Annotated in this window: 18 protein-coding genes and 2 pseudogenes; 8 read left to right on the top strand and 12 right to left on the bottom strand. The window is 70.5% G+C overall.

Annotated elements, in window-relative coordinates; translation table 11 throughout:
• The first annotated feature begins 146 nt into the window (after positions 1–146).
• The 3 genes from Q9G87_RS49600 to Q9G87_RS49590 all read left to right on the top strand — a co-directional run bounded on the left by Q9G87_RS49600 (position 147) and on the right by Q9G87_RS49590 (position 5,030).
• Positions 147–2,459 carry a phosphoketolase family protein gene (locus Q9G87_RS49600; protein WP_305923663.1) on the top strand — a complete coding sequence of 771 codons (2,313 nt, stop codon included), beginning with the start codon at positions 147–149 and terminating at the stop codon, positions 2,457–2,459.
• On the top strand, positions 2,435–3,598 hold the full coding sequence (locus tag Q9G87_RS49595; RefSeq protein ID WP_305923662.1) for an acetate/propionate family kinase: 1,164 nt from the start codon (positions 2,435–2,437) through the stop codon (positions 3,596–3,598). Before Q9G87_RS49600 ends, Q9G87_RS49595 begins: the two co-directional genes overlap by 25 nt.
• A 109-nt stretch (positions 3,599–3,707) precedes the next feature.
• Positions 3,708–5,030, top strand: coding sequence for a wax ester/triacylglycerol synthase domain-containing protein (locus Q9G87_RS49590; RefSeq protein WP_305923661.1), 1,323 nt, complete (start codon positions 3,708–3,710; stop codon positions 5,028–5,030).
• A gap of 19 nt (positions 5,031–5,049) precedes the next feature.
• Here Q9G87_RS49590 and Q9G87_RS49585 read toward each other — a convergent pair whose 3' ends face one another.
• Positions 5,050–6,747, bottom strand: a complete 1,698-nt coding sequence (locus Q9G87_RS49585; protein WP_305923660.1) for a sensor histidine kinase — start codon at positions 6,745–6,747, stop codon at positions 5,050–5,052.
• Between the two features lie 153 nt (positions 6,748–6,900).
• Positions 6,901–9,396, bottom strand: coding sequence for a cation-translocating P-type ATPase (locus tag Q9G87_RS49580; protein WP_305923659.1), 2,496 nt, complete (start codon positions 9,394–9,396; stop codon positions 6,901–6,903).
• Between the two features lie 122 nt (positions 9,397–9,518).
• Here Q9G87_RS49580 and Q9G87_RS49575 point away from each other — a divergent pair, with 122 nt between their 5' ends.
• Genes Q9G87_RS49575 through Q9G87_RS49565 form a run of 3 tightly spaced genes read left to right on the top strand, consistent with a single transcriptional unit; the run spans position 9,519 to position 11,191 of the window.
• Positions 9,519–10,517, top strand: coding sequence for an Acg family FMN-binding oxidoreductase (locus Q9G87_RS49575; protein ID WP_305923658.1), 999 nt, complete (start codon positions 9,519–9,521; stop codon positions 10,515–10,517).
• Positions 10,508–11,044: a CBS domain-containing protein gene (locus Q9G87_RS49570; RefSeq protein ID WP_305923657.1), complete on the top strand. Its 537-nt coding sequence runs from the start codon at positions 10,508–10,510 to the stop codon at positions 11,042–11,044. Before Q9G87_RS49575 ends, Q9G87_RS49570 begins: the two co-directional genes overlap by 10 nt.
• A 12-nt stretch (positions 11,045–11,056) precedes the next feature.
• On the top strand, positions 11,057–11,191 hold the full coding sequence (locus Q9G87_RS49565) for a hypothetical protein (RefSeq protein ID WP_305923656.1): 135 nt from the start codon (positions 11,057–11,059) through the stop codon (positions 11,189–11,191).
• A gap of 125 nt (positions 11,192–11,316) precedes the next feature.
• Here Q9G87_RS49565 and Q9G87_RS49560 read toward each other — a convergent pair whose 3' ends face one another.
• The 4 genes from Q9G87_RS49560 to Q9G87_RS49545 all read right to left on the bottom strand — a co-directional run bounded on the left by Q9G87_RS49560 (position 11,317) and on the right by Q9G87_RS49545 (position 14,408).
• Positions 11,317–12,090: a DUF6544 family protein gene (locus tag Q9G87_RS49560; RefSeq protein ID WP_305923655.1), complete on the bottom strand. Its 774-nt coding sequence runs from the start codon at positions 12,088–12,090 to the stop codon at positions 11,317–11,319.
• Positions 12,087–12,944, bottom strand: a complete 858-nt coding sequence (locus Q9G87_RS49555) for a universal stress protein (RefSeq protein ID WP_371825947.1) — start codon at positions 12,942–12,944, stop codon at positions 12,087–12,089. Before Q9G87_RS49555 ends, Q9G87_RS49560 begins: the two co-directional genes overlap by 4 nt.
• 280 nt (positions 12,945–13,224) lie before the next feature.
• Positions 13,225–14,244 (bottom strand): nitroreductase/quinone reductase family protein, encoded by a 1,020-nt coding sequence (locus Q9G87_RS49550; protein WP_305923654.1) that lies wholly within the window; start codon positions 14,242–14,244, stop codon positions 13,225–13,227.
• Positions 14,241–14,408 (bottom strand): PLD nuclease N-terminal domain-containing protein, encoded by a 168-nt coding sequence (locus Q9G87_RS49545; protein WP_305923653.1) that lies wholly within the window; start codon positions 14,406–14,408, stop codon positions 14,241–14,243. Before Q9G87_RS49545 ends, Q9G87_RS49550 begins: the two co-directional genes overlap by 4 nt.
• Positions 14,409–14,629: 221 nt before the next feature.
• On the opposite strand from Q9G87_RS49545, the pseudogene Q9G87_RS61055 reads away from it, so the two are divergent.
• A pseudogene (locus tag Q9G87_RS61055) lies at positions 14,630–15,286 on the top strand (DUF4389 domain-containing protein); the annotation flags it as partial.
• Positions 15,287–16,197: 911 nt separating this feature from the next.
• Here the strand turns inward: Q9G87_RS61055 and Q9G87_RS49535 are convergent.
• The 4 genes and pseudogenes from Q9G87_RS49535 to Q9G87_RS49520 all read right to left on the bottom strand — a co-directional run bounded on the left by Q9G87_RS49535 (position 16,198) and on the right by Q9G87_RS49520 (position 19,048).
• A complete protein-coding gene (locus tag Q9G87_RS49535; RefSeq protein ID WP_305923651.1) occupies positions 16,198–16,464 on the bottom strand; it encodes a three-helix bundle dimerization domain-containing protein in 267 nt (88 codons plus the stop codon).
• A pseudogene (locus Q9G87_RS49530) lies at positions 16,461–17,314 on the bottom strand (pyruvate kinase). Before Q9G87_RS49530 ends, Q9G87_RS49535 begins: the two are co-directional and overlap by 4 nt.
• A gap of 347 nt (positions 17,315–17,661) precedes the next feature.
• The gene (locus Q9G87_RS49525) at positions 17,662–18,339 is read right to left on the bottom strand and encodes a pyruvate kinase (protein WP_305923650.1); all 678 of its coding nucleotides are present in this window, start codon (positions 18,337–18,339) and stop codon (positions 17,662–17,664) included.
• A gap of 181 nt (positions 18,340–18,520) precedes the next feature.
• On the bottom strand, positions 18,521–19,048 hold the full coding sequence (locus tag Q9G87_RS49520) for a DoxX family membrane protein (RefSeq protein WP_305923649.1): 528 nt from the start codon (positions 19,046–19,048) through the stop codon (positions 18,521–18,523).
• 219 nt (positions 19,049–19,267) lie between these two features.
• On the opposite strand from Q9G87_RS49520, the gene Q9G87_RS49515 reads away from it, so the two are divergent.
• Positions 19,268–19,948, top strand: a complete 681-nt coding sequence (locus tag Q9G87_RS49515) for a hypothetical protein (protein ID WP_305923648.1) — start codon at positions 19,268–19,270, stop codon at positions 19,946–19,948.
• Positions 19,949–19,967: 19 nt separating this feature from the next.
• Here Q9G87_RS49515 and Q9G87_RS49510 read toward each other — a convergent pair whose 3' ends face one another.
• Both Q9G87_RS49510 and Q9G87_RS49505 read right to left on the bottom strand, forming a co-directional pair.
• Positions 19,968–20,807, bottom strand: coding sequence for a universal stress protein (locus Q9G87_RS49510; RefSeq protein WP_305923647.1), 840 nt, complete (start codon positions 20,805–20,807; stop codon positions 19,968–19,970).
• 242 nt (positions 20,808–21,049) lie between these two features.
• Positions 21,050–21,535: a nitroreductase/quinone reductase family protein gene (locus Q9G87_RS49505; protein ID WP_305923646.1), complete on the bottom strand. Its 486-nt coding sequence runs from the start codon at positions 21,533–21,535 to the stop codon at positions 21,050–21,052.
• Between the last annotated feature and the right edge of the window lie 14 nt (positions 21,536–21,549).

Below are 21,549 nucleotides of genomic sequence, written 5' to 3'. Positions count from 1 at the left end.
CCATTTCGCCAATACGCCGCGACGCTTTGGCGGCCAAAGCCGCAAAGCTCGCAGCCGGCTGCAGGGGAACGGGGGACCATGTTGCTCTGCGACGTCGGGACCAAGGTCCCTAGGCCGGTCGCGATGGATCCGAGATATTCGGATCCATGACACCTCTGCAAAAAATTGATGCGTACTGGCGTGCCGCCAACTACCTGTCGGTAGGGCAGATCTACCTGCTGGACAACCCGCTGCTGACCAAACCTCTCCGACCTGAGCACGTCAAACCGCGCCTGCTCGGCCACTGGGGCACCACACCCGGCCTGAACTTCTGCTTCGCCCACCTCAACCGGATCATCGCCGAGCGCAGCCAGGACATGATCTACATCGCCGGTCCGGGCCACGGCGGACCCGCGGCGGTCGCACATGCCTGGCTGGAGGGCTCCTACTCGGAGAAGTACCCGGACGTCTCGCGGGACGCCACGGGCATGCGGCGGCTGTTCCGGCAGTTCTCCTTCCCCGGCGGCATCCCCAGCCACGTCGCGCCCGAGACGCCGGGCTCCATCCATGAGGGCGGCGAGCTGGGCTACTCGTTGGCCCATGCGTTCGGGGCCGCCTTCGACAACCCCCGGTTGGTGGTGGCCTGTGTCGTCGGCGACGGTGAGGCCGAGACCGGCCCGCTGGCCGCGAGCTGGCACTCCAACAAGCTGCTCGACCCTTACCGTGACGGCGTCGTCCTGCCGATCCTCCACTTGAACGGCTACAAGATCGCCAACCCGACCGTGCTCGCCCGGATACCCGAGGAAGAGCTGATCAAGCTCATGGAGGGGTACGGCTACCGCCCGCACATCGTCGGCCCCGACCATGAGCAGATGGCCCGGACGTTGGATGAGGTGTTCGACCAGATCGCCGCCTACAAGGACGGCCGCGCGGACCGCCTGCCGATGATCATCCTGCGGACGCCGAAGGGCTGGACCGGCCCGCGCGAAGTGGATGGCGTGGCGGTCGAGGGCACGTGGCGGGCCCACCAGGTGCCGCTGTCCGGCGTCCGCGACAACCCCGAGCACCTGGCGATGTTGGAGGCTTGGATGCGCTCCTACCGGCCCGAGGAGTTGTTCGATGCCGACGGCCGCCCGGTCCCGCAGATCCTGCAGACGGTGCCGGAAGGGCCGCTGCGGATGAGCGCCAACCCGCACGCCAACGGCGGCGAACTGCTGCGCCCGCTCGCCCTGCCGGACTTCCGCGACTACGCGATCGAGGTGAAAGCGCCCGCGACGCAGACCAGCGAGCCCACCCGAGCTTTGGGCGCGTTCCTGCGTGATGTGATCGCCGCCAACCCGCACAGCTTCCGGCTGATGGGCCCGGACGAGACCGCCTCCAACCGGCTGCAGGCCGTCTTCGACACCACCGACCGCGCCTGGAACGCCGCCATCGAGGAAACCGACGAGCACCTGGCCGCCGGCGGACGCGTGATGGAGGTGCTGTCCGAGCACCTGTGCCAGGGCTGGCTGGAGGGCTACCTGCTGACCGGCCGGCACGGGCTGTTCAACTGCTACGAGGCCTTCATCCACATCATCGACGCCATGTTCAACCAGCACGCCAAATGGCTGCAGGCCTCGAAGAAGATCCCGTGGCGGCGGCCGGTCGCCTCGCTCAACTACCTGCTGTCCTCGCACGTGTGGCGCCAGGACCACAACGGCTTCAGCCACCAGGACCCCGGCTTCCTCGACGTCGTCGTCAACAAGAAGGCCGAGGTCGTCCGGGTCTACCTGCCGCCGGACGCCAACACCCTGCTGTCGGTCGGCGACCATTGCCTGCGCTCGCGCGACTACGTCAACGTGATCGTCGCCGGGAAGCAGCCAGTGCTGGACCTGTTCACCATGGACGAGGCGATCGCGCACTGCACCCGCGGGCTCGGCATCCTGCCCTGGGCCTCCACCGATCAAGACGAGGAGCCGGACGTGGTGCTGGCCTGCGCCGGTGACGTACCGACGCTGGAAACCCTGGCCGCCGCGGCCATCCTGCGCGAGCACCTGCCCCACCTGAAGGTCCGCGTCATCAACGTGGTCGACCTGATGCGACTGCAGCCGCAGTCGGAGCACCCGCACGGCATGCCGGACGCCGAGTTCGACACCCTGTTCACCACCGACAAGCCGATCATCTTCAACTTCCACGGCTACCCGTGGCTGATCCACCGCCTCACCTACCGCCGCCACGGCCACCACAACCTCCACGTACGCGGTTACAAGGAGGAAGGCACCACCACCACGCCGTTCGACATGGCCATGCTCAACGACATCGACCGCTACCACCTGGTCATGGACGTCATCGACCGCGTCCCCGGCCTCGGTACCACCGCCGCGCACCTGCGCCAGCAGATGACCGACGCCCGGCTCCAGGCCCGTGCCCACACGCGCGAACACGGCGAGGACTCGGTGGAAATAGGCTCGTGGACATGGCCGGCCGCATTCTCGTCCTGAACACGGGATCCTCATCGATCAAGTACGAGCTCGTCGACGTCACCACCCGCGAACGCCCTGCCAGGGGCTTGGTCGAGCGCATCGGCGAGGACATGGGCCGGCTCACGCACCGGGCCGGCGATGGACCGCCGTACATACGGGAGCTGCCCGTCCCCGGACACGACGAAGGGCTGGACGCGATGATGGAGGCGTTCGCCGCGGCGGGACCCGACCTGGCACCCGGCGCGGTCGGCCACCGCGTCGTGCACGGCGGCACCCGCTTCACCAAGGCCCTGCTCATCGACGACAACGTGATCGCCGCCATCGAGGAGCTGGCCCCGCTCGCGCCCCTGCACAACCCCGTCAACCTCACCGGAATCAGGGTCGCGCGCAAGGCGTTCCCCGGAGTGCCACAGGTGGCCGTGTTCGACACCGCCTTCCACCGCACCCTGCCACCCGAGGCCTACACCTACGCCGTGCCCCAGGAGTGGGGCGTGCGGCGCTTCGGCTTCCACGGCACCTCCTGCGCCTACGTCTCCCGCCGCGCCGCCGCCGTCCTCGGCCACGACCTGGCTGACCTCAACCTGATCGTGCTGCACCTGGGCAACGGCGCCAGCGCCACCGCGATCTCCGGCGGCCGCAGCGTCGACACCTCGATGGGCATGACCCCCTTGGAGGGGCTGGTCATGGGCACCCGCTCGGGCGACATCGATCCTGCCCTCACCGGCTATCTCGCCCGCGTGAACGGGCTGGACTCCCAGCAGGTCGAGCACGCACTCACCCACCACAGCGGCCTGCTCGCGCTGACCGGCACCAGGGACATGCGCGAAGTCCGCGCCCGCAACGACGACACGGCCAGGCAGGCACTGGAGATTTACACTCGGCGTATCCGCAAGTACGTCGGCGCGTACTACGCGCTGCTCGGCCGGGTCGACGCGATCGTGTTCACCGGCGGCGTGGGCGAGCACGACGGCGCCACACGGGCGGCGTCCTTGGCCGGGCTCGACCGGCTCGGCATCACCGTGGACCCGGCGCTCAACCACGCCGACTCGACCAGTGAGCGGGCCGTCTCCCCTCCAAGCGCCGAGGTGCCGGTGTTGGTCATCCCGACCGACGAGGAATGGGAGATCGCCCGCCAGGCCCACGCGCTCATCTCCTGACCGCGGGAACCCCATGACCGACACCCGATTCCAGGGCGCGAGCACGCCCGAGATCCGCGCTGGGCCTGGACCTGGTCCGAAGCCGCCGACAAGCACGAGGGAGAGCGTGATGAACGACGCGAAAAGCCCGGACGTGGGGCTGGATCGAGCAAGCATGGGCGACCTGCTCAACCTCGTGGTCGACATCGGCTCCGTTCCCATGCAGGCAGGAGCCTGCCTGATCCTGGACGGCGGTCCGGCCTTCGACGTGACGCGTGCTCAGCGGCTCATCGCCGAGCGCATCGGGGCGGTGCCCCGGCTGCGCCAGCGGCTGGTGCCCACTCCGCCCGGCTGCGGCCGGCCGTTGTGGATCGACGACCCCGGTTTCGACCTCGACCACCACCTCCAAGTCATCGCCTGCCCGCCACCCGGCGACGAGGACGCGCTGCTCGACCTCGCCGTGGCCGTCATCGGCCGGCCGCTCGACAGGTCCAAACCCTTGTGGACGATCACCCTGGTGACCGGCCTCTCGGAAGACCGGATGGCCCTGATCGCCTGCTTCCACCACGTGCTCGCCGACGGCATCGGCAGCCTGGCCGTCCTAGGCTGCCTCGTCGACGGCGCGCCCGCGCCACCGCCGCCGGCGACGTTCTCCCACCCGGTGCCGCCGCTTCGCCGGGTGGCCGCCGACGCCTGGGCCACCCGGCTGCGCACACTCGCGCACCTGCCCACCCTCTGGCCGACGCTCAAGCGCGCCGCCGCCGAGCTGGGAACGCCGCGACGAGCAGCCCGCTGCTCGCTCAACCAGCCAGTCGGCCCACGTCAGCGGCTGGCGACCGTCACCGTACGGCTCTACGACATCCGCCGATACGCGCACGCTCACGCAGCCACCGTCAACGACGCCGCCCTGGCGGCGATCACCGGAGCCGTTCACGCACTGCTGAGGGGCCGCGGCGAGAGCATCCCCGACCTGGTGGTGTCCGTGCCCGTCTCCGCCCGGGCGTCGACCACCTCCGCCCGGCTGGGCAACGAGATCGGTGTCATGCCCGTCCGCCTGCCCACCGAAGGCGGCCTCTCGGACCGGCTGCGCCGAACCGCGGCCATCACCCGGGCCAGGAAGTCCACCGCCACAGGCGACTCGACCGCCCTGCTCACCGCCGTGAACCGGATCCTCGCTCGCCTGCGCCTGCTCGGCTGGCTGCTCAACCACCAGCACCTCATCCACACCGCCGCCACCAACCTGCGCGGGCCAACGGAGCCGGTGTCCTTCGGCGGCGCCGTCGTGCGTACGATCATCCCGATCTCCTTGGCTCGGGGAAACGTGACCATCGCCTTCAGCATGCTGTCCTACGCCGGCATCCTGACCGTCACCATCGCCGCGGACGCCGACCGCACTCCCGACCTCCGCGTCCTCATCGGCGCGCTCCGGGAGGAGTTCGCGCAGATGGCCTGATCTGACGGGCGCCGGGTGGCTAGAGGGGGATGTGCCAGCGCAGCCGCGTCCCGCCCTCCTCCGGAGGCTCCAACTCCGCGGTGCCGCCCAGGCGGCCGGCCCGTTCCTCGATGTTGCGCAGGCCGCTACGGCGTCCGCTCTCACCGACGCCGACGCCGTTGTCGGTGACCACGAGGGCAAGCTGCTGGTCGGCGACCTCGACCGACACCTCCGCCCGGGTCGCGCGGGAGTGGCGCACCACATTCGACAAGGCCTCGCGCAGCACGGCGAGCAGGTGCTCGGCTACGGAGTCGGGCACCAGAGTGTCGATCTGGCCTTCCATGCGCAGCCCCGGCATGAAGCCCAGATGCCCGCCCGCCCCCTCCACCAGATCGACGATCTGCGTACGCAGGCTCGCAGCGGCCTGCTCGCGCGGAGCCTGCAGGGCGAAGATCGACGAGCGGATCTGCCGGATCGTCTCATCCAGCTCATCGATCGCGTGCTGCACCCGCTTGCCCGCCTCCGGCCGCTCCACCAGTCGCACCGTGCTCATCAACGTCATCGCGGTCGCGAACAACCGCTGGATGACCACGTCATGCAGATCCTTGGCAATGCGATCCCGATCCTCCAGCAGACCCAGCCGCTCGGCATCACGACGAGCCTCGGCCAACTCCAGCGCGACCGCGGCCTGACCCGCGAACGACTCCAGCATCTGCTGATCCGCCCCGCTGAACGGCAACCGCCCGCTCCGCTTGGCCAGCGCCAGCACCCCCCGCACCCGCGGCGTCGCCCCCAGCGGCACCATCAGCCCAGGCCCGTAACCCAGCCGCCGCAACGGCGAGTCAGGATACGGCTCGCCCGGCAGATCCCGCTCCGACACCGGCACACCCTGGGCGTACGCCTCGCCGGCCGGCGTGGCCGCCACCGCGAACGTCATCCCCAGCAGCTCGCCGGCGCCCTCACCCTCCGCCACATCCACCACCAGCGTCTCACCCGGCGCCTCGGGCAACAGCACCTGCACCAGATCCGCATCACACAACTGACCGGCCCGCGCCGCCATCGTGGTCAACACCTCATGAACGTCGGCACCGGACAGCAGACTCGTGGTGATCTCCGACGACGCCTGCAACCAGGCCTCCCGCCGCCGCGACTCCTCATACAACCGGGCATTCTCCACCGCCACACCGGCAGCGGTCGCCAGCGCGACCACGACGGCCTCGTCCTCCTCGTCGAAGTCGCCACCGCCCCGCTTCTCGGTCAAATACAGGTTGCCGAACACCTCATCCCGCACCCGTACCGGCACCCCGAGGAAGGTGCCCATCGGCGGGTGCCCCGGCGGGAAGCCGTACGACTCCGGATGATCGGAGATGCGGCTCAGCCGCAGCGGCCGGGCATCCTTGATCAGCAGACCGAGCAGTCCGAGGCCGTGCGGCCAGTGTTCGATCCTGGCGATCTCCTCCTCGCTCAGCCCCACCGGAATGAACTGGATGAGCGTATGCTCCTCCCCCACCACGCCCAACGCCCCGTAACTGGCGTCCACCAGCTTCGTCGCCGTCTCCACGATCCGCCGTAGCACGGTCTCCAGATCCAGGTCGCTGCCCACCGACACCACGGCCTCGAGCAGCGCGTGCACCCGGTCGCGCGTGGCCAGCACGGCATTGAGCCTCGTCTGCAGCTCGGCCAGCAGTTCATCGAGCCGCATCTGCGGCAACAAGGGACGATGCTCGCTCTCGGACATACCGATCAGTGTCGCACCCAGCCATCGTGCCGCCCACCCCGGCGTCAGGATGGGCGTGTGGTCGTGCGCATCGTCGGCAGCGAGCACCGACCTACATCAGGAAATGCCTCCTTCCCGTTACTCCGGCGAGGCGACGACCCCGGCCGGCCGCTCTCAGGCGAGGGCATCGCCGTGGCCCATGGTGCTTTCCGAAGGAGACTCCGCTTCAGACACGCGCCTTGCCCGCCACGCCTTATGCGCCGTGTCGGCCAGGACCATCACCGGGATCGCCAGCACGGCGAGCGCCCATCCGGTCGCAGGTGGGAAGGCGCCGCCAAGCAGGCCCGCGACACCTGGAACGCCAAGGAAAATCAGGAGCAGCACGGCCTCGACGGCGATCGCGCCCAGCAGCAAGGGATTGGAGCGCCACCGCATCCGCCCGATCCAGCGGGTCTCGCTGCGGCAGGCGAAGGCGTTGGCGAACTGGCCGAGCACCACGGCGGCGAAGGCCGTCCCGGAAGCAGCGGCGAGCAGGCCGGGACTCGGGGCGGTACCGAGGTGCCAGCCGCCGAGCAAGAGCACACCGACGAAGGCGCCCATCTCGGCCAGCGCCTGGGCCGGGCCAAGAACGCCGAAAACGCGGCCGATCAGGCGGCGGTCGATCAGGGCGCCAGTGCGGGCAGGGCCGTGCATCGTGCGGGGGTTGGCCGGTTCCGCGCCGAGAGCAAGGGCGGGCAGCAAGTCGGTGCCGATGTCCAAGGCGAGCACCTGCAGCACGCTGAGCCCGAGCGGGATGGTGCCGCCGGACAGCGCCCAGACGGCGAACGGGGTGAGCTCGGCAACATTGTCGGTCAGGTGGTAGGTGAGGAAGCGGCGCACGTTGGCGTAGGTGGCGCGGCCCAGCTCGACGGCCGAGACGATCGTGGCGAAGTGGTCATCGAGCAGCACCAGGTCGGCGGCCTCACGGGCGACGTCGGTGCCTGAGGCGCCCATCGCGATGCCGATGTCCGCCTCCCGCAGCGCGGGACCGTCGTTGACGCCGTCGCCGGTCATCGCCACCACATGGCCGCGCCCGCGCAGAGCCCGGGCGATGCGCAGCTTGTCTTCGGGCGTCACCCGGGCGACGACCACGCCGTCGCGATCCAGTAACGCGCCCAGTGCGGCGTCGTCGGCGGGCAGGTCGGCGCCGGTGACGACTAACTCGTCGGGACCGAGCAGGCCGACTTCGGCGGCGATGGCGCGGGCGGTGCGTGGATGGTCACCGGTGACCATAGCCAGCTTGATCCCCGCGATCCGGCATTTCCAGATCGCTTCGGTGACGTCCTCGCGGGGCGGGTCATGCAGCCCGACCAGGCCGAGCAGGTCGAGGTCGCGCTCTTCGTCCGTGCCGCCGCGGGCGACCGCCAGCACCCGCAGTCCGCGGTCGCTCATGCGGGCCAGCGCGTCGTCCACACCGGGTACGGCCCGGCACAGCGGCAGCACGGCGTCCGGGGCGCCCTTCAGGTGCAGCCCGCCGTCCACCGTGACGGACGCGCGGCGCCGTACCGGATCGAAGGGGAATCGTGCGGTGATCTCACCGGCCAGGTCGGCGCCGAGCTTCAACGCCTCGACGTGCAGCGCGACCTCCATCGGGTCGCCCACCGGCTTGCCATCGCTCATCCGACCTGTGGAGCTGAGCACGGCCGAGCGCAGCACCTCGCAGGGCGCATACGCAGGCGCCCACACCTCGGCCACGGTCATCTCGTTGCGGGTGAGGGTGCCGGTCTTGTCGGTGCAGATGAACGTGGCCGAGCCGAGCGTCTCGACCGCCTCCAGGTGGCGCACCAGCGCGTTGTGCGCGGCCATCCGTTGCGCCGCCCTGGCCAGCGACAGCGTGACCGTGGGCAGCAGCCCTTCCGGGACCAGCGCCACGGTGACGCCAAGTGCGAACAAGAAGCCCTGGCTCGCTTCCATGCCCAGCAGCACGGCCAGGCCGAAGAAGACGGCGCCGACGGCCAGCGCGATCCCGGCGACGATCTTGACGACCTTGCCGAGCTGCACCGACAGCGGGCTGGGTGGCCGGGAGGCCTCCCGGGTCAGCTTCGCGATCCCGGCCAGCCGGGTGCGCGCGCCGGTGGCCACTACAACGGCCTCTGCCTGGCCCTCCACCACGAACGTGCCCGCGAAGGCCCGGTCACCGGCCTGCGACCGGACCAGGCGGCTCTCACCGGTCAGCATGGATTCGTTGACGGCCAGCGCGTGCACCTCGGCCAACTCCAGGTCGGCAGAAATCCGGTCCCCCGCCTCCAGCAGCACCACGTCACCGGCCACCAACTCGGACGCGCCGATCAGGGCCCGCTTGCCGTCCCGGCGCACGACCGCGTTGGCCGGGATGAGCTCGCGCAGCCGCTGCGCGGCCTGATCGGCGCGGTACTCCTGGGCGAAGGCGAAGCCACCGTTGAGCAGCACCACGACCACGATCGCCACGGCCAGCTGCGGCATCCCGGCCAGCAGCGCCAGCACGGACGCGCCCCACAGCAGCAGGGCGAAGAAGTGCACCATCTGGCGTAACAGCAACACCACCGCGGGCGTGCGGTGGGCCGACGGCAGCGCGTTCGGGCCGTCGGCGGCCAGCCGCGCCGCCGCCTCGGCTGCTGTAAGCCCTGGCCTGAGCTGGGACACGGTCGTCATGTCCGACACTGTCTCCGTTCACCCCATGCGCCAGGCAGGGGCTTTCGGCACCAAAGGCCAGGGCCATCCGGCCCTAGTAGGTCGAAGGCGGGTGCGGGAGCGTCGGTCGCGGGAGGTGCGTCATGTCCACTCAACTCGCTACCGAACTCGGCGTCCGGCGGCTGCTGGTGGCGGCCGGTCAGGCGCCGTCGGTGCTCAACACCCAGCCGTGGCGCTTCCGCGCCGTCCGCCACGAGTACGTCGAGCTGTACGCCGATCCCGACCGGCGGCTGCGGGTGAGCGACCCCCGCGGACGCAACCAGCACATCAGCTGCGGCGCGGCCCTGTTCAACCTGCGCCTGGCCATCCGCACCTCCGGGCGGCGGCCGATGACGTTCCTGCTGCCCGACTCGGAAGACGATCTCGATCTCGTGGCCGCCGTGCGCATAGGCGCGGCGCTGCCCGCCTCGGCCGGACAGCGCGAGCTGTACGACCTCATCCCCGTGCGGCGCACCAGCCGTCGCCCCTTCTTCGACCGGCGGATACCTCACGACGTCATGGCCGAATTGCGGCTCGCCGCCGCCCGCGAGGGCGCCGGACTGGCCTGGCTCGACCGCCACAGCACGCTCGACACCCTCGACTACGCCGCCATCGCCGAGGACGCACTCGCCACTGACCACGACTACCAGGCCGAGCTGGCGGCCTGGACGATGCCCGGAGCACGGTACGACGGCGTGCCCGCCTACGCACACGGCCCTCATGCCGTGCAGGATCCGCCACCGGTCAGGGACTTCGGGCGGCACAGCGGCGAGGCCCGCTTCGAGCAGCGACCTCAGCTCGCGGTGCTGACCACCATGGGTGACCGACCGGTCGACTGGCTACGCGCCGGCCAAGCCCTGCAGCGGATGCTGCTGGTCGCCACCAAACACGGCCTGTCGGCGTCGTTCCTGAACCAGCCGCTCGACCTGCGCGACATGCGCCGTCGCAGGGATCCGCACCACCGGCGCGGCCACCCCCAGATGATCATCAGGCTCGGCTACGGACCGTACGTCCCCCGCAGCCCACGCCGGCCCGCCACCGAGCTCTCCCACGCCTGCCCGGGACGTATGGACCAGAAGAGGACTGATGCGCGATGCGTATGATCGTCGAGGACGTGATGACCAGCAAGGTCGTCTCTGTCACCGCCGCCACCCCGTTCAAGGACATCGCCCAAGCGCTCATCACCGACGACATCAGCGCCGTTCCGGTGGTGGACGACGACCGCCATGTGATCGGCATGGTGTCCGAGGCCGATCTGCTGCGCAAAGAGGAGTTCCGGGAGCAGTTCCACCGTGAAGATTACCGGCCGCCGCTGCGTGCCCGGCTGCGCCATCCCAAGGGTAGGCAGAAGGCCGCGGGTGACACCGCTGCTGCGCTGATGACCACCCCGCCGATCGTGATCAGCGCCGCGGCGTCGGTGGTCTCGGCCGCGCGGATCATGCAGGCTCGTGACGTCAGACGGCTCGCGGTCGTCGACGGCAACGGCTGCCTTGTCGGCATCGTGAGCCGCCGTGACCTGGTCAAGGTGTTCCTGCGCGACGATGACAAGATCGCCGCCGTGGTTCGTGACGACGTTCTCGGCCGGGCGCTGTGGTTGGACACCAGTGACGTGCGTGTCGAGGTGCATTAGGGCGTCGTCACCTTGTCCGGCCAGATGGACCGGCGCACTGAGGCCGGCATGGCGGTCCGCTTGGCCGGCCGCGTCAACGGCGTCGTCGACGTCATCGACAGGTTGTCCTGGAGACAGGACGATGTGGCCGTTCGCGCGGGCGGCTGACGATGAGCCGGCCGTCCTGCCCGGCGACGTGGTCGCTGACCGAGCCCAGGTGGGCGCCGGCCAACTCGGCAGCCGCCCTCCCTGCTCGCCCTAGACCATGGCAGACGGCCGTACTGACCATTCGCTCAGCGGAACAGCGCGTCGTCGATGGTGAAGCGGATGAACTCGCCGTCGGCCCACCGCTCCGTTCCCTGCCACCAACCGCCTCGTATGCCCGCGGGAATGGTGAACCCGTCGAACGTGATCTCGCCCTCGCACTCGACACCGAACAGGTGCTCACGATAAGCGCCCTTGTCCGGATTGCCCCAACGGCTCATGGTGACGCTCTCCAACCGGCCGTCCGGCGCCACGGTCAGCGTCACCTCGTGATCCTCGGTCCCGACCGGCAGGGTGACCACCGCGCGCCGCTCGTCCAGCACCTTCCACCGCACGCGCGGGTCGAGGGCGGCCGCGGGCGCCAGCACGAACTCGCATGCGAGCCGGCCTGCGGCGCTTCTGGTGATGTCCGATCCGCCGCCCGACATCACGGGAAGGGCGCGGAGTAGCCGCCAACGCATCTCGCCCACGCCCGCGCGATAACGATCGAAGCCGTGCACCGGAAGGACGCCGAGATAGGCGCTCGCGCACCAGACGAACCCCTCCAACGGCAGCAGGACCTGGCTGGCGTGGAATCGCCGCCAGGGGCCCAGTCTGATCGTGCCGTGCATGCTCAGGACGATCGCACGCAACAGCGGCGTGCCGGGGGCGATGGCGTGCAGGACCCAGCGCCGCGCCGGTTCGGGCAGCAGATCGGCGCAGGCCGGATCGAACGCGGCTGCCCCGGCGGTCTGCCGCTGCAGCAGATCCCAGTCGCGCCGCGCCTCCTGGGTGAGGTACGGCGGGGCGACGACGACGGTCATGCCCGCCTCCCCGGTGTACTCGTCACCGCCACCGGGCAGCGCGCCCGATGCAGGACCCCGTGGCTGACCGAGCCCAGCGCCGCCGAGGCGAAGCCGCCAAGCCCACGCGACCCGACCACCACCAGATCGGCGGCTTTCGACGCCTGGGCCAGTGCGGGAACCGGGTGCCCGTGGACTGTCGTCTCGATCACTTGGATGTCGGGGTATTTCTCCCGCCAGGGCATCAGGCGCGGCCCGAGCTCGACCGCCTCCCCAGCAGGCGACGGCCCGGATCCGGCGGGGTGCGGAGCACGGATCGGATACCGGCTGGCATGGAGCACACGGACCCGCGCCTGGCGAGCGGCCGCTTGCTCCATGGCGTACTCCAGCGCCAGGTCCGCATTCGGGGAGCCGTCGTGGCCGACCACGATCTCTCCGTTGCCCTCGTGCGTGAGCAGCCTGACGACGACCAGCGGACACTCCGCGTGCCCGGCGAGACCGAGCACGACCGAGCCGAGCACCAGCCCGGCGAACCCGCCCAGCCCCCTGCTGCCCACCACCAACGTGTCGGCCCTTTCGGACTCGGTCTTGAGCCGCTCGATCACCGCGCCGGTGAGCAGGGCGGTCGAGATCCGCACCCCTGGGGCGAGGGCGGCCGCCCGTTCGGCCGCGTCCGCCAGCAGCGCCTGGCACCGCTCGGTCAGAGTCTCCTGGTCGCCCGAGGCGGTGAGCGGGTGCTCGGCCGACCAGGGCTCGCGTGCGTGGACGATCCGCAGCGGCCGGTTTCTGCGTAGGGCGTCCTCGGCTGCCCAGACGAGCGCGGACCTCGCCGTCTGCGACCCGTCGATCCCCACGACGATCGTTCTGTTCATCATCGACCTCCTCGCAAGGCGCCGAGCGCGGGCAGGCGCCCCGTCCGCGCCCGGCCGGGTGTCAGTGCCCGACGGTGATCCGCCGGCCCTCCGCCTTCTTTCCGTCGGCCAGCCACACGCTGACCTCCAGGACACCGCCTCGGTAGACGGCCTTGACGTCATCCCGATTCACATCTCCAGCACACACCCGGCCTGCCCGCACCCACAGAGGACGAAGTCCCGCACGACCAGGGACCATCGGCACTATGGCGACGGAAGGGCGGCTGGCTACCGGCGGAAATGATCAAGCCGGTCTGCGCCACTCACCAGCGGGCACGGAGTCCAGCCCCTGGTGAGCCGGGCGAGCCAGCAGGCGCACCAGAGCAGCCCCGGTGAGCGCCGCCACCGTGGCCGCCATGGCTGCCCCGCCGAGCACACCGATGGCGACGACCAGCCAGGCGGGCTGGCCCTCCTGCCACAGCGGCGTGGTCACCAGCGCGAACACCCCCAGCGCGACCAGCCAGGAGCCCGCTGTCGCGGCCACCCACCAGTACGCCTCGCGTATGTGCCGCCGCAGCAGCCGCCACTGCAACAGTCCCATGGCCGCCACCAAGGTCAGCCCCAGCAGGCCGAGCACCACAGGAGGCCAGCTCAGCATGCGCTCGCCCAAGACGATCGGCAACGCGCCAATGGCCCATGCGATTGCGGCCCCCTGCACTGTCGCCCGTACCCAGTCGCGGGTGGCGACCGCGGGAAGCGTTGTCCGCAGCGCGTACGCCTGCGCCAGGCCGAGGAGCGTACCCTCCACGCCCCCCGCCAGGATGATCACCGCTGCCTGCAGCAGCGGCCCGATGCCCAGCATTCCCCACCCGGGCGCGGCCACCCAGGCCCCCGCCATCGCCGGCACGGTGAACCCGGCGATCTCCCCCAGCGTGACCGCTCGCGTCCAGCGCCACCACACGCCCGAGGCTTCCGGCGGCGGGGCGAGCGGCTTCGCCTTCATGCAGATGGTCACCACGGGCGCCGGTTCCCGGCGGACCGTCGCGTGGCCGTCCCGCGCTGTTCCCTCCAGGACGAGCCGCACCGGGGCGCCGCCTTCGAGGTTGCGCCACCACAGCCGACGCGGACTGCTGACCACCGCGAGCGTGTCGCCGTCCCGCTCGTACACCACGGGCAGGCGGATGGGGGCGCCGCTCCTACGGCCGGTGACGGTCAGCAGCACGATCCGCCGCGACAGCAGGTCATGCAGCGGTGACCGGAGCAGCCATGAGACGACCGGGTTCACCAGGCGGGTCTGGAGCCGATCCAAGGCCTTCCACATCATGATCGCCGTCCCCACAGCAGGTACGCGATGGGACCTACCGGCTGAACGAAGATCGCCAGCCACCACAGCCCCTTACGCCCCCGCACGTCCTCCCGTGGCCGGAACCACAGATCCACCGCGGCAGCCGCCGTGAGCGCGACCTCCACGGACGTCAGCGCGATCAACGTGCCCCGCTGCTACTTCGACATCTCTTCCCAGCACATCGCGGACCCCCTTCACTCGTCCCTCACCACCAGGGTGATCGCCTCCTCGGACGGGGGTAGGGGCAGGAAGTCACACGTCCGGAGCCGTTGGACCCTTCTTCCCCGCAACCGGTGTCCATCGGCGCGCGAGGTCGGGACTTTCGCCCGCAGGCAGCCGTGCCGGGCGGTGATGCGCTGAAAGAATGAGTACTTATCCCGTACGGGTCGAGGCCCGGCTCGAGGAGCCGCTCAACCGGGGCCTCTGGATCGTCAAGTGGCTCCTGGCGATACCCCACTACATCGTGTTGAGCCTGCTGTGGATCGCATTCGCGGTCCTCACCGTCATCGCGTTCTTCGCGATCCTGTTCACCGGCCGGTACCCGCGGGCGCTGTTCGACTTCAACGTCGGCGTGCTGCGCTGGACCTGGCGGGTGGCCTACTACACCTACGGCGCCCTGGGCACCGACCGCTACCCGCCGTTCACGCTCGGCCCGGCGCCGGACTACCCGGCCACGCTGGAGATCGACTACCCCGAACGGCTCTCACGCGGCCTGGTGCTGATCAAGTGGTGGCTGCTGGCCCTGCCGCACTACCTCATCGTGGGCCTGTTCACCAGCGGCAGCATCATCTCCTGGCGCGGCGATCTGCCGGACGGCGGCGGCGTGCTCTACACGCTCGACTGGGGCGGGCTCATCGGCCTGCTGGTCCTCATCTCGGCCCTGTTCCTGCTGTTCACCGGCCGCTACCCGCACGGCCTGTACGACCTCGTGATCGGCATGAACCGGTGGGCGCTCAGAGTGGCCGCCTACGCCACCCTCATGACCGACGCCTACCCGCCGTTCCGCCTGGAGCAGGGCGGCCACGAGCTGCCCCGGATGGAGAAGCCCGCCGCCCACGTCCCGGTAAGGCACGGCGCGGGCTCGATCATGGCCATCACCACGGGCGCCCTGCTCGCCTTCGCCGGGATCGCGACGGCGGCCACCGGCGCCGGGATGGCCCTGCTCGGCCAGGCGCGCGACGCCGACGGCTTCATCAGCACCAATGCGGAGCGGGTGTCCACCTCCACCTACGCCCTCACGACCGAACAGGTCACCATCGCCGGGCAGGGCGTGCGGTTCCTGCGCGAGAGCGTCGGCCGCGTCCGGATCAAGACCTCCCGCGCCGGCGCCCCACTCTTCGTCGGCATCGCCCGCCAGGACGACATCACCGCCTACCTGGGCGGCATCGCCCACGAGCGCATCACCTACCTCACCTTCTCATCCGGCTCCAGCGACATCGGCTACGAGCGCCATCCCGGCGTGGCCCCGAACTCGCCCCCGCCTGCACAGACCTTCTGGGCGGCCACCGGCTCGGGATCCCTCACGTGGGACATCCAGCCCGGAGAATGGGCCGCCGTCATCATGAACGCCGACGGCACACCCGCAGTGAGCACCGACCTCCAGCTGGCGGTCACGCTGCCCTGGCTGGAGGAGCTGATCGCAGGACTCGTCATCGCCACGGTGGTCCTGCTGATTACCGGAACGGGGCTCATCCTCTTCGGCATCCGTCTGGCCGTCAGCCCCCCGGCGCGCGAGCCCACGCACGCCGCGCCAACACCGTGAACAAGTCGCATGCGGCAGGCGCCTGTCCATCCGGAGCCGGCGGGGCTGTGATGGGTGGCAGGCGCCTGTCGGCGGGCAGCGTCCTGAGCCTGCTGGCGGCGGGTGCAGGTCACCTCCTGATCGTCGCACCCGTATACATGATCATTATGCGGCCGGTTGAGTCACGGCGGTCAGGCGATCATCTGGCACCGGATCCGATCCAGGCTGGATGGTGGGAGGATCGGCGCGCAGCGCCGCTCGGGCCATGCGCTCACACAGCAGCGGTACGAACACGCGGATCCGCGCCCGGCGAAGCGCTGGACGGCGTGGTCGACGACGGTGGTGATGTGGGCCGGGCTGTGCCGGTCGCGATAGGCGGCGATCAAGCGTTCACGCAGGAGCTCGAGGCTGCGGCGTTCGTGGTCCGGATCGCCTTGGTACGACAGGGTGACGGTCATGGCGTGAGCTTCCTTTCTGGCTGCTTGCTGCCCGGCGCGCGGCGCCACGCACGCAGCGGCCGTAGCAGCGGGGTCTTCTTGTGCTGGTGGCCGCTCATGCGCGACAGAATGCCGACCAGGATGTCCGTGGCCTCGATGATGTGCGGGCCCTTGTTGAGCATCACGCACTCGGCTCGTACGCTCATCGCCGCGTCAGTGATCTCCGCCCGGGAGGGCACGCCGCTGCGGGCGAGTTGGTCCAGGACCTGGGTGGCCCAGATGACGGGCAGGTGCGCGGCCTCGCACAGCCACAGGATCTCCTTCTGCACCTCGGCCAGCCGCTCGTAGCCACATTCGACGGCCAGGTCACCCCGGGCGATCATGACGCCGGCGTGCGGCCGTCGCATGGCGGCCAGCAGGATCTCCGGCAGGTTCGCGAACCCCTCCACCGTCTCGATCTTGACGATGAGGCCGAGCCTGCTGTCGCCGAGCTCGCCCAGCTCCTGCAGCAGGTCGATCACGTCTGCGCGCTGCGCACGAAGGACATCTGCACGATGTCGGCGTGGCGGGCTACGAAACGCAGGGCCTCGCGGTCGGCGTCGGTCAGCGCGGACAAGGGCAGGTGGGTGTCGGGCAGGTTGATGCCCTTGCCCTCGCGCAGTCGTGTACCGTCGGCCGCCGCCCGGGTGATGCGGATCTCGGCCCCGTCGGGAAAGGTCCGGGCGACCACGCCGCTGATCTTGCCGTCGTCCAGGTGCACCCGCTGGCCGGCGGCCAGGTGGTCGAACACCTCCGGCAGCGTGCAGCCGATCCGCAGCGGCTCGACCGGGCCGGTGGCGGCGGGCGCGCCGTCGCCGGTCAGGGTCAGCACGTCACCGGCACGCACCAGCAGGTGCCCGGGCACCGGCGGAAGGTCCCCGATCCGGGCCTGGCCGTCCAGGCTGTGCAGCAGCGTTCCCGTGGCCAGGTAGACGGTGCGACCGGTGGCGGCCACCACTCCGCCCGAGGCCGCCGCTTCAACGGTGAGGGTACGCCTGGCGGCGCGCGTGTCGCGCAGGGTGACGGCCTCGCCCTGGCGCAGCCCGCGCAACCACTCGGCAGGGACGCGCACGACGATCAGCCCCGGCTCCGGCGCGGGCGCCGGGGCCTCCTCGGCGGTCAGCCAGCACCGTGCCGGCGCCAGCACCCTGCCCAGCGCGTCTCGGGCGGGACGCAGCTTCACCACCCGCGGGCCCGGCAGCAATGGGCCCTGCGGAGCTTGGGACCTGCCAGGTCCATCGCGATCCGGCAGGGTTGTCCCGTGGCCGCGGAGGCCCGGCGGACGTGGGCGATCATCGCCGCCCACTCCGCAGGGCCGTCGTGGGCGCAGTTGATGCGCGCCACGCCCATGCCATGAGCGATCAAGTCGTGGACCAGGGCGGCGTCAGCGGCCGCCTGGCTCGGCAGCGTCACCATGATCCTGGTACGGCGTCGCGCCGGCCGCGGTCCCAGCAGCTCGCAGGCGCGGCGGCGTAGCAACCGCGGACCACGGGTGAACGACGTGACCGGGGCCGCCGGCCCGTTCTCCGGCCGACCGGCCAGCGCGCCTATCGCCCTTGCCACGGCATCCAGGCTCGCCTGGACCCGCGACTCGCTACGCCCGAGGGACGACAACCCGAACGCCGCCAGGCGCGGCTGCAGGTCGCGTAGGTCGTGCTGGCGGATCGCCCAGTAGTGCACCAGGTTGAGCGCGCCGTCGTGGTTGCCCGGGTGCACGCGAGCGATCTGCGACCCCCAGTCCGACTCCGCGGCGGCCACCGCACGGCGCAGATCATCGACGGCCCGGGCGACGAAGGCCAACTCCTCGGCGACCGACTCCTCGGCGACCGGCGCGGATTCAGGGGGACTGCTCGTCATGCTTCCATGATCGATCCCGCGCTCGCGGGGCCGGTAGAGGACCCGGTCACCCGGCATCAGGACCTCCAGCTCTTCCGTTTTGCGAAGTTTCAGGCTCGTTCAACGGCGGTTCACACCGTCCGATCCGGCACAGCGCGACGCCCGCCTCCGGCAGCCGGGGGCGGGCGTGTGGCCGTGCGCACTACTTCAGGTAGGGGTTGCGCTGGACGATCGGCAGGTTGCCGAGTCCGAACGTGGTGCCCGCGCCGGCGAGGGCGAGGCCGATGAGCACGATCGAGTAGATGATGTGGTCGTCCATGAACGGGTTGTTGGCCAGAGGGAGCTCGGCCGCCCACATCAGGACCAGCATCAGCGTGCCGGCGCCGGCGGCGATCCGGGTGCCGACGCCTAGGACGAGCGCCAGGCCGATGCCCAGCAGGCCGGCCATGAACAGCCAGTCCACCCAGGCCTGCCCGGCCAGGCTCGAGAAGAAGCCGCCGAGCGCGTTCTCGCCAGTGCCCTTGAGGAACCCGGTCGTGGGGCTGCCGCCCTCGATCCAGGCGCGGTCGGCCGGGGTGGCGAAGCCCCAGCCGAAGGTCTTGTCCAGGAACGCCCACAGGAACACCCAGCCGATCGCGATCCGGGCGATCGCCCAGACGTAGTCGACCGGGTTCTTGCCGGCGGCGGTGGCGGCGGTGTGCCTGGCGGGCGTGTTGATGGTGGCGGCCATGACGGCCCCCTTTCGCTGCGGATGCGTCGTCCTTGTCACACCCCAAGCACACCGCCTGCGGCCTTTCCGGAGCAGTGCCGTACGGCCCTCAGCGCCAGGACCTTGGTCCCGTCCCTGGCGAGCGAAACCGCCGTTCAGTGGCACGAGAGGACGAACGCCCGCTACGCCACCGACTTTCGGCACTGTCCCGCGTCGCGCCCCCTTTGATGCGATCGAGGCATGAGGAGAACGCGCAATGCCGGAAGGCGGCTACAACGAGCGCTACTGGGACAGGCGGCCGGGCTCGTCGCCTATGCGATGTTCGTGCGCCCGCGGCTGCTCCGCTGGGGAGCGACTCGGGAGGAGGTACACGACCCGCTTCCGGGCGACGCCGCCATTCCTCTCCCTCACATCGTCGCGACTCGCGCCATCACTATCGACGCACCGCCGGAGGCGGTGTGGCCATGGCTGGTGCAGATGGGCGGATACACCCGGGCCGGCTGGTACGGCTATGACGCGATCGACAACGGCGGTATGCCCAGCGCCCGCCGCATCATCCCCGAGCTGCAGAAGCTCGACGTGGGCGATCTGCTCCTGACCAGCCGCTCGGGCACCGGTTACCGGGTCGAGCTAGTGGAGCGCGAGCGCGCGCTCGTCCTGGCGATCCGGGCATTCCACGTCACGGAGATCTGGGCGATCGTCCTGCGCGACCTCGGCGGTCGCACGAGGATGTTGTTCCGGCTCCGCGTGTTGTGCCGCCCCGGCCTGTTGGGCCTGATCTACCTGCTCCTGTCGCAGTCGGCTGATTACGTCACGGCCAGGAAGCAGATGACTACGATCAAAGCCCTGGCCGAAGGCGGCTCCGGTGGGCTGAGGCGGTCCCATGACCGATGGGACCAGCGGCGGGACCCCCGCCCCTGACCGCCCCCTGCGAGCACAGTCATGACTCGTGCACGACGGCGACCGGACACGGCGCGTGGTGTGCCATCGCCTGGCTGACGGACCTGAGCAGCAGCCCGCGTACCTCGCCGAGGCCGCGCGTGCCGACCACCAGCAGGCGCGCCTTCCACGCGGCCTCGAGCAACGCCGGACGCGCGGGTTCGTCGACCAGCTCGACACTGGTCTGCAGGTCATGATGGTGACGCCGCCAGACGGCCAGCTCCTCCCACGCCAGCCCTTCGGCGCGGATGAGCGATTCCCTCACGCCGGCGTCCGTGCCTCTGCCGTGGTGGGCGATCAGCACCTTGAGCGGCGCCCCGGCCCGTACCGCCTCCCCTGCCGCGAACCCCAGCGCGGCGACGGACACCCGCGAGCCGTCGAAGCCCACCACCACCTCACGGGCGCCCCGCGCCTCCGCGTCTCCACGCACGATGATCACCGGGCACGCGGCCCAGGAGATCGCATGTCCGCTCACCGAACGGGCCACAAGCCCTCCGAGCGCGCTGTACCCCCGGGTGCCCACCACGATCAGCTCCACCTCCCTGGACAGCTCCGCCAGGAGCGCGGCCGGCGACCCCCGGCCGGTCAACGTGCTGACAGGCAGCTCCGGATAACGCGTCCTGGCCCAGGCGGCGGCGGCCTTCACCAGCCTTCGCGCCGGGCGGCGAACCAGCTCGAGCGGGACCAGCTCGCCGGGCCACTCGTGGTAGTGCCACTCCCACGCGTGGCACACGGTCAGCGGCAGCTTCCTGTCCACGGCCTCGGCAGCGCCCCACCGTAAGGCCTCCTGCGCCGACGGCGAATCCTCGTAGCCCACCACCACGCCGAGTTCGTCCCTCATGGCGACCTCCTCTCCTCATCACCGTCTCCCGGACGGGCCGGCCCTGCTTAGGGGCGTCCGGCTCGTCTTCAAGGGACTTTGGTCCTCACCCCCCGGAAGCGATCGCAGCGATTCCCGCCGCGATGGCGGCCGGTCTTCTCTCCGGGCGGTGGTGACGACGGGCAGGTCAGGCACGCGGTCCGTGTCGGCCACGATGCTGATGACCAGGGCGTCGGCGTAGGAGAGCACGCTGAAGGCCATGGTCATGTTTCCCCGGGCGAGCCCCATTGGGATGTGATGCGGAAGACCGGCACCTGAGCCGCGATCCGCCCGAACTCCTCCAGCCGCGCGTGCCGGTCCACGGGAATGTGGGGGCGCGCGCCGGGGGCGCAGGCGAGGTAGCGGCGCAGTATGGCAGGGCGTGCCGCGGGCTCGATCTCTTCGAGGCGGACGTTCTCGCGCCGCCCGTGCCGCAGCACCGCGTGCCCTCCCGCCGCGCGTACGTTGCGTACCCAATTCGTGTTCTGTCCCAGCATCGCCACCAGGTAGCGCTCGCCTTGATAGTCGGCGATGACCAGCGGGAAGGAGATGATCCGGCCGGTACGCCGTCCCCTCACCTCCAAGGTGACCAGGCGATTCACCAACCCGGTCGAGTGGAGCACGCGCGAGGCCCCGTTCATGGCACGGGCCACGCGGTTCGGCCGTCCGCCGCGATATAGCCAGTGATACCAGCGTCCAGATCGTTTCACGAGTCCGCCTCCTT

Origin of the sequence: Nonomuraea turcica (genome assembly GCF_030718205.1) — a bacterium.
GTDB lineage: Bacteria > Actinomycetota > Actinomycetes > Streptosporangiales > Streptosporangiaceae > Nonomuraea.
This window is presented reverse-complemented; position numbering and strand designations above follow the sequence as displayed.

Excerpts from the sequence above, each read along its gene's own strand:
- Q9G87_RS49600 (WP_305923663.1), top strand. The coding sequence starts at position 147 with ATGACACCTCTGCAAAAAATTGATGCGTACTGGCGTGCCGCCAACTAC.
- Q9G87_RS49595 (WP_305923662.1), top strand. The coding sequence starts at position 2,435 with ATGGCCGGCCGCATTCTCGTCCTGAACACGGGATCCTCATCGATCAAG.
- Q9G87_RS49590 (WP_305923661.1), top strand. The coding sequence starts at position 3,708 with ATGAACGACGCGAAAAGCCCGGACGTGGGGCTGGATCGAGCAAGCATG.
- Q9G87_RS49585 (WP_305923660.1), bottom strand. The coding sequence starts at position 6,747 with ATGTCCGAGAGCGAGCATCGTCCCTTGTTGCCGCAGATGCGGCTCGAT.
- Q9G87_RS49580 (WP_305923659.1), bottom strand. The coding sequence starts at position 9,396 with ATGACGACCGTGTCCCAGCTCAGGCCAGGGCTTACAGCAGCCGAGGCG.
- Q9G87_RS49575 (WP_305923658.1), top strand. The coding sequence starts at position 9,519 with ATGTCCACTCAACTCGCTACCGAACTCGGCGTCCGGCGGCTGCTGGTG.
- Q9G87_RS49570 (WP_305923657.1), top strand. The coding sequence starts at position 10,508 with ATGCGTATGATCGTCGAGGACGTGATGACCAGCAAGGTCGTCTCTGTC.
- Q9G87_RS49560 (WP_305923655.1), bottom strand. The coding sequence starts at position 12,090 with ATGACCGTCGTCGTCGCCCCGCCGTACCTCACCCAGGAGGCGCGGCGC.
- Q9G87_RS49555 (WP_371825947.1), bottom strand. The coding sequence starts at position 12,944 with ATGATGAACAGAACGATCGTCGTGGGGATCGACGGGTCGCAGACGGCG.
- Q9G87_RS49550 (WP_305923654.1), bottom strand. The coding sequence starts at position 14,244 with ATGATGTGGAAGGCCTTGGATCGGCTCCAGACCCGCCTGGTGAACCCG.
- Q9G87_RS49535 (WP_305923651.1), bottom strand. The coding sequence starts at position 16,464 with ATGACCGTCACCCTGTCGTACCAAGGCGATCCGGACCACGAACGCCGC.
- Q9G87_RS49525 (WP_305923650.1), bottom strand. The coding sequence starts at position 18,339 with ATGACGAGCAGTCCCCCTGAATCCGCGCCGGTCGCCGAGGAGTCGGTC.
- Q9G87_RS49520 (WP_305923649.1), bottom strand. The coding sequence starts at position 19,048 with ATGGCCGCCACCATCAACACGCCCGCCAGGCACACCGCCGCCACCGCC.
- Q9G87_RS49515 (WP_305923648.1), top strand. The coding sequence starts at position 19,268 with ATGAGGAGAACGCGCAATGCCGGAAGGCGGCTACAACGAGCGCTACTG.
- Q9G87_RS49510 (WP_305923647.1), bottom strand. The coding sequence starts at position 20,807 with ATGAGGGACGAACTCGGCGTGGTGGTGGGCTACGAGGATTCGCCGTCG.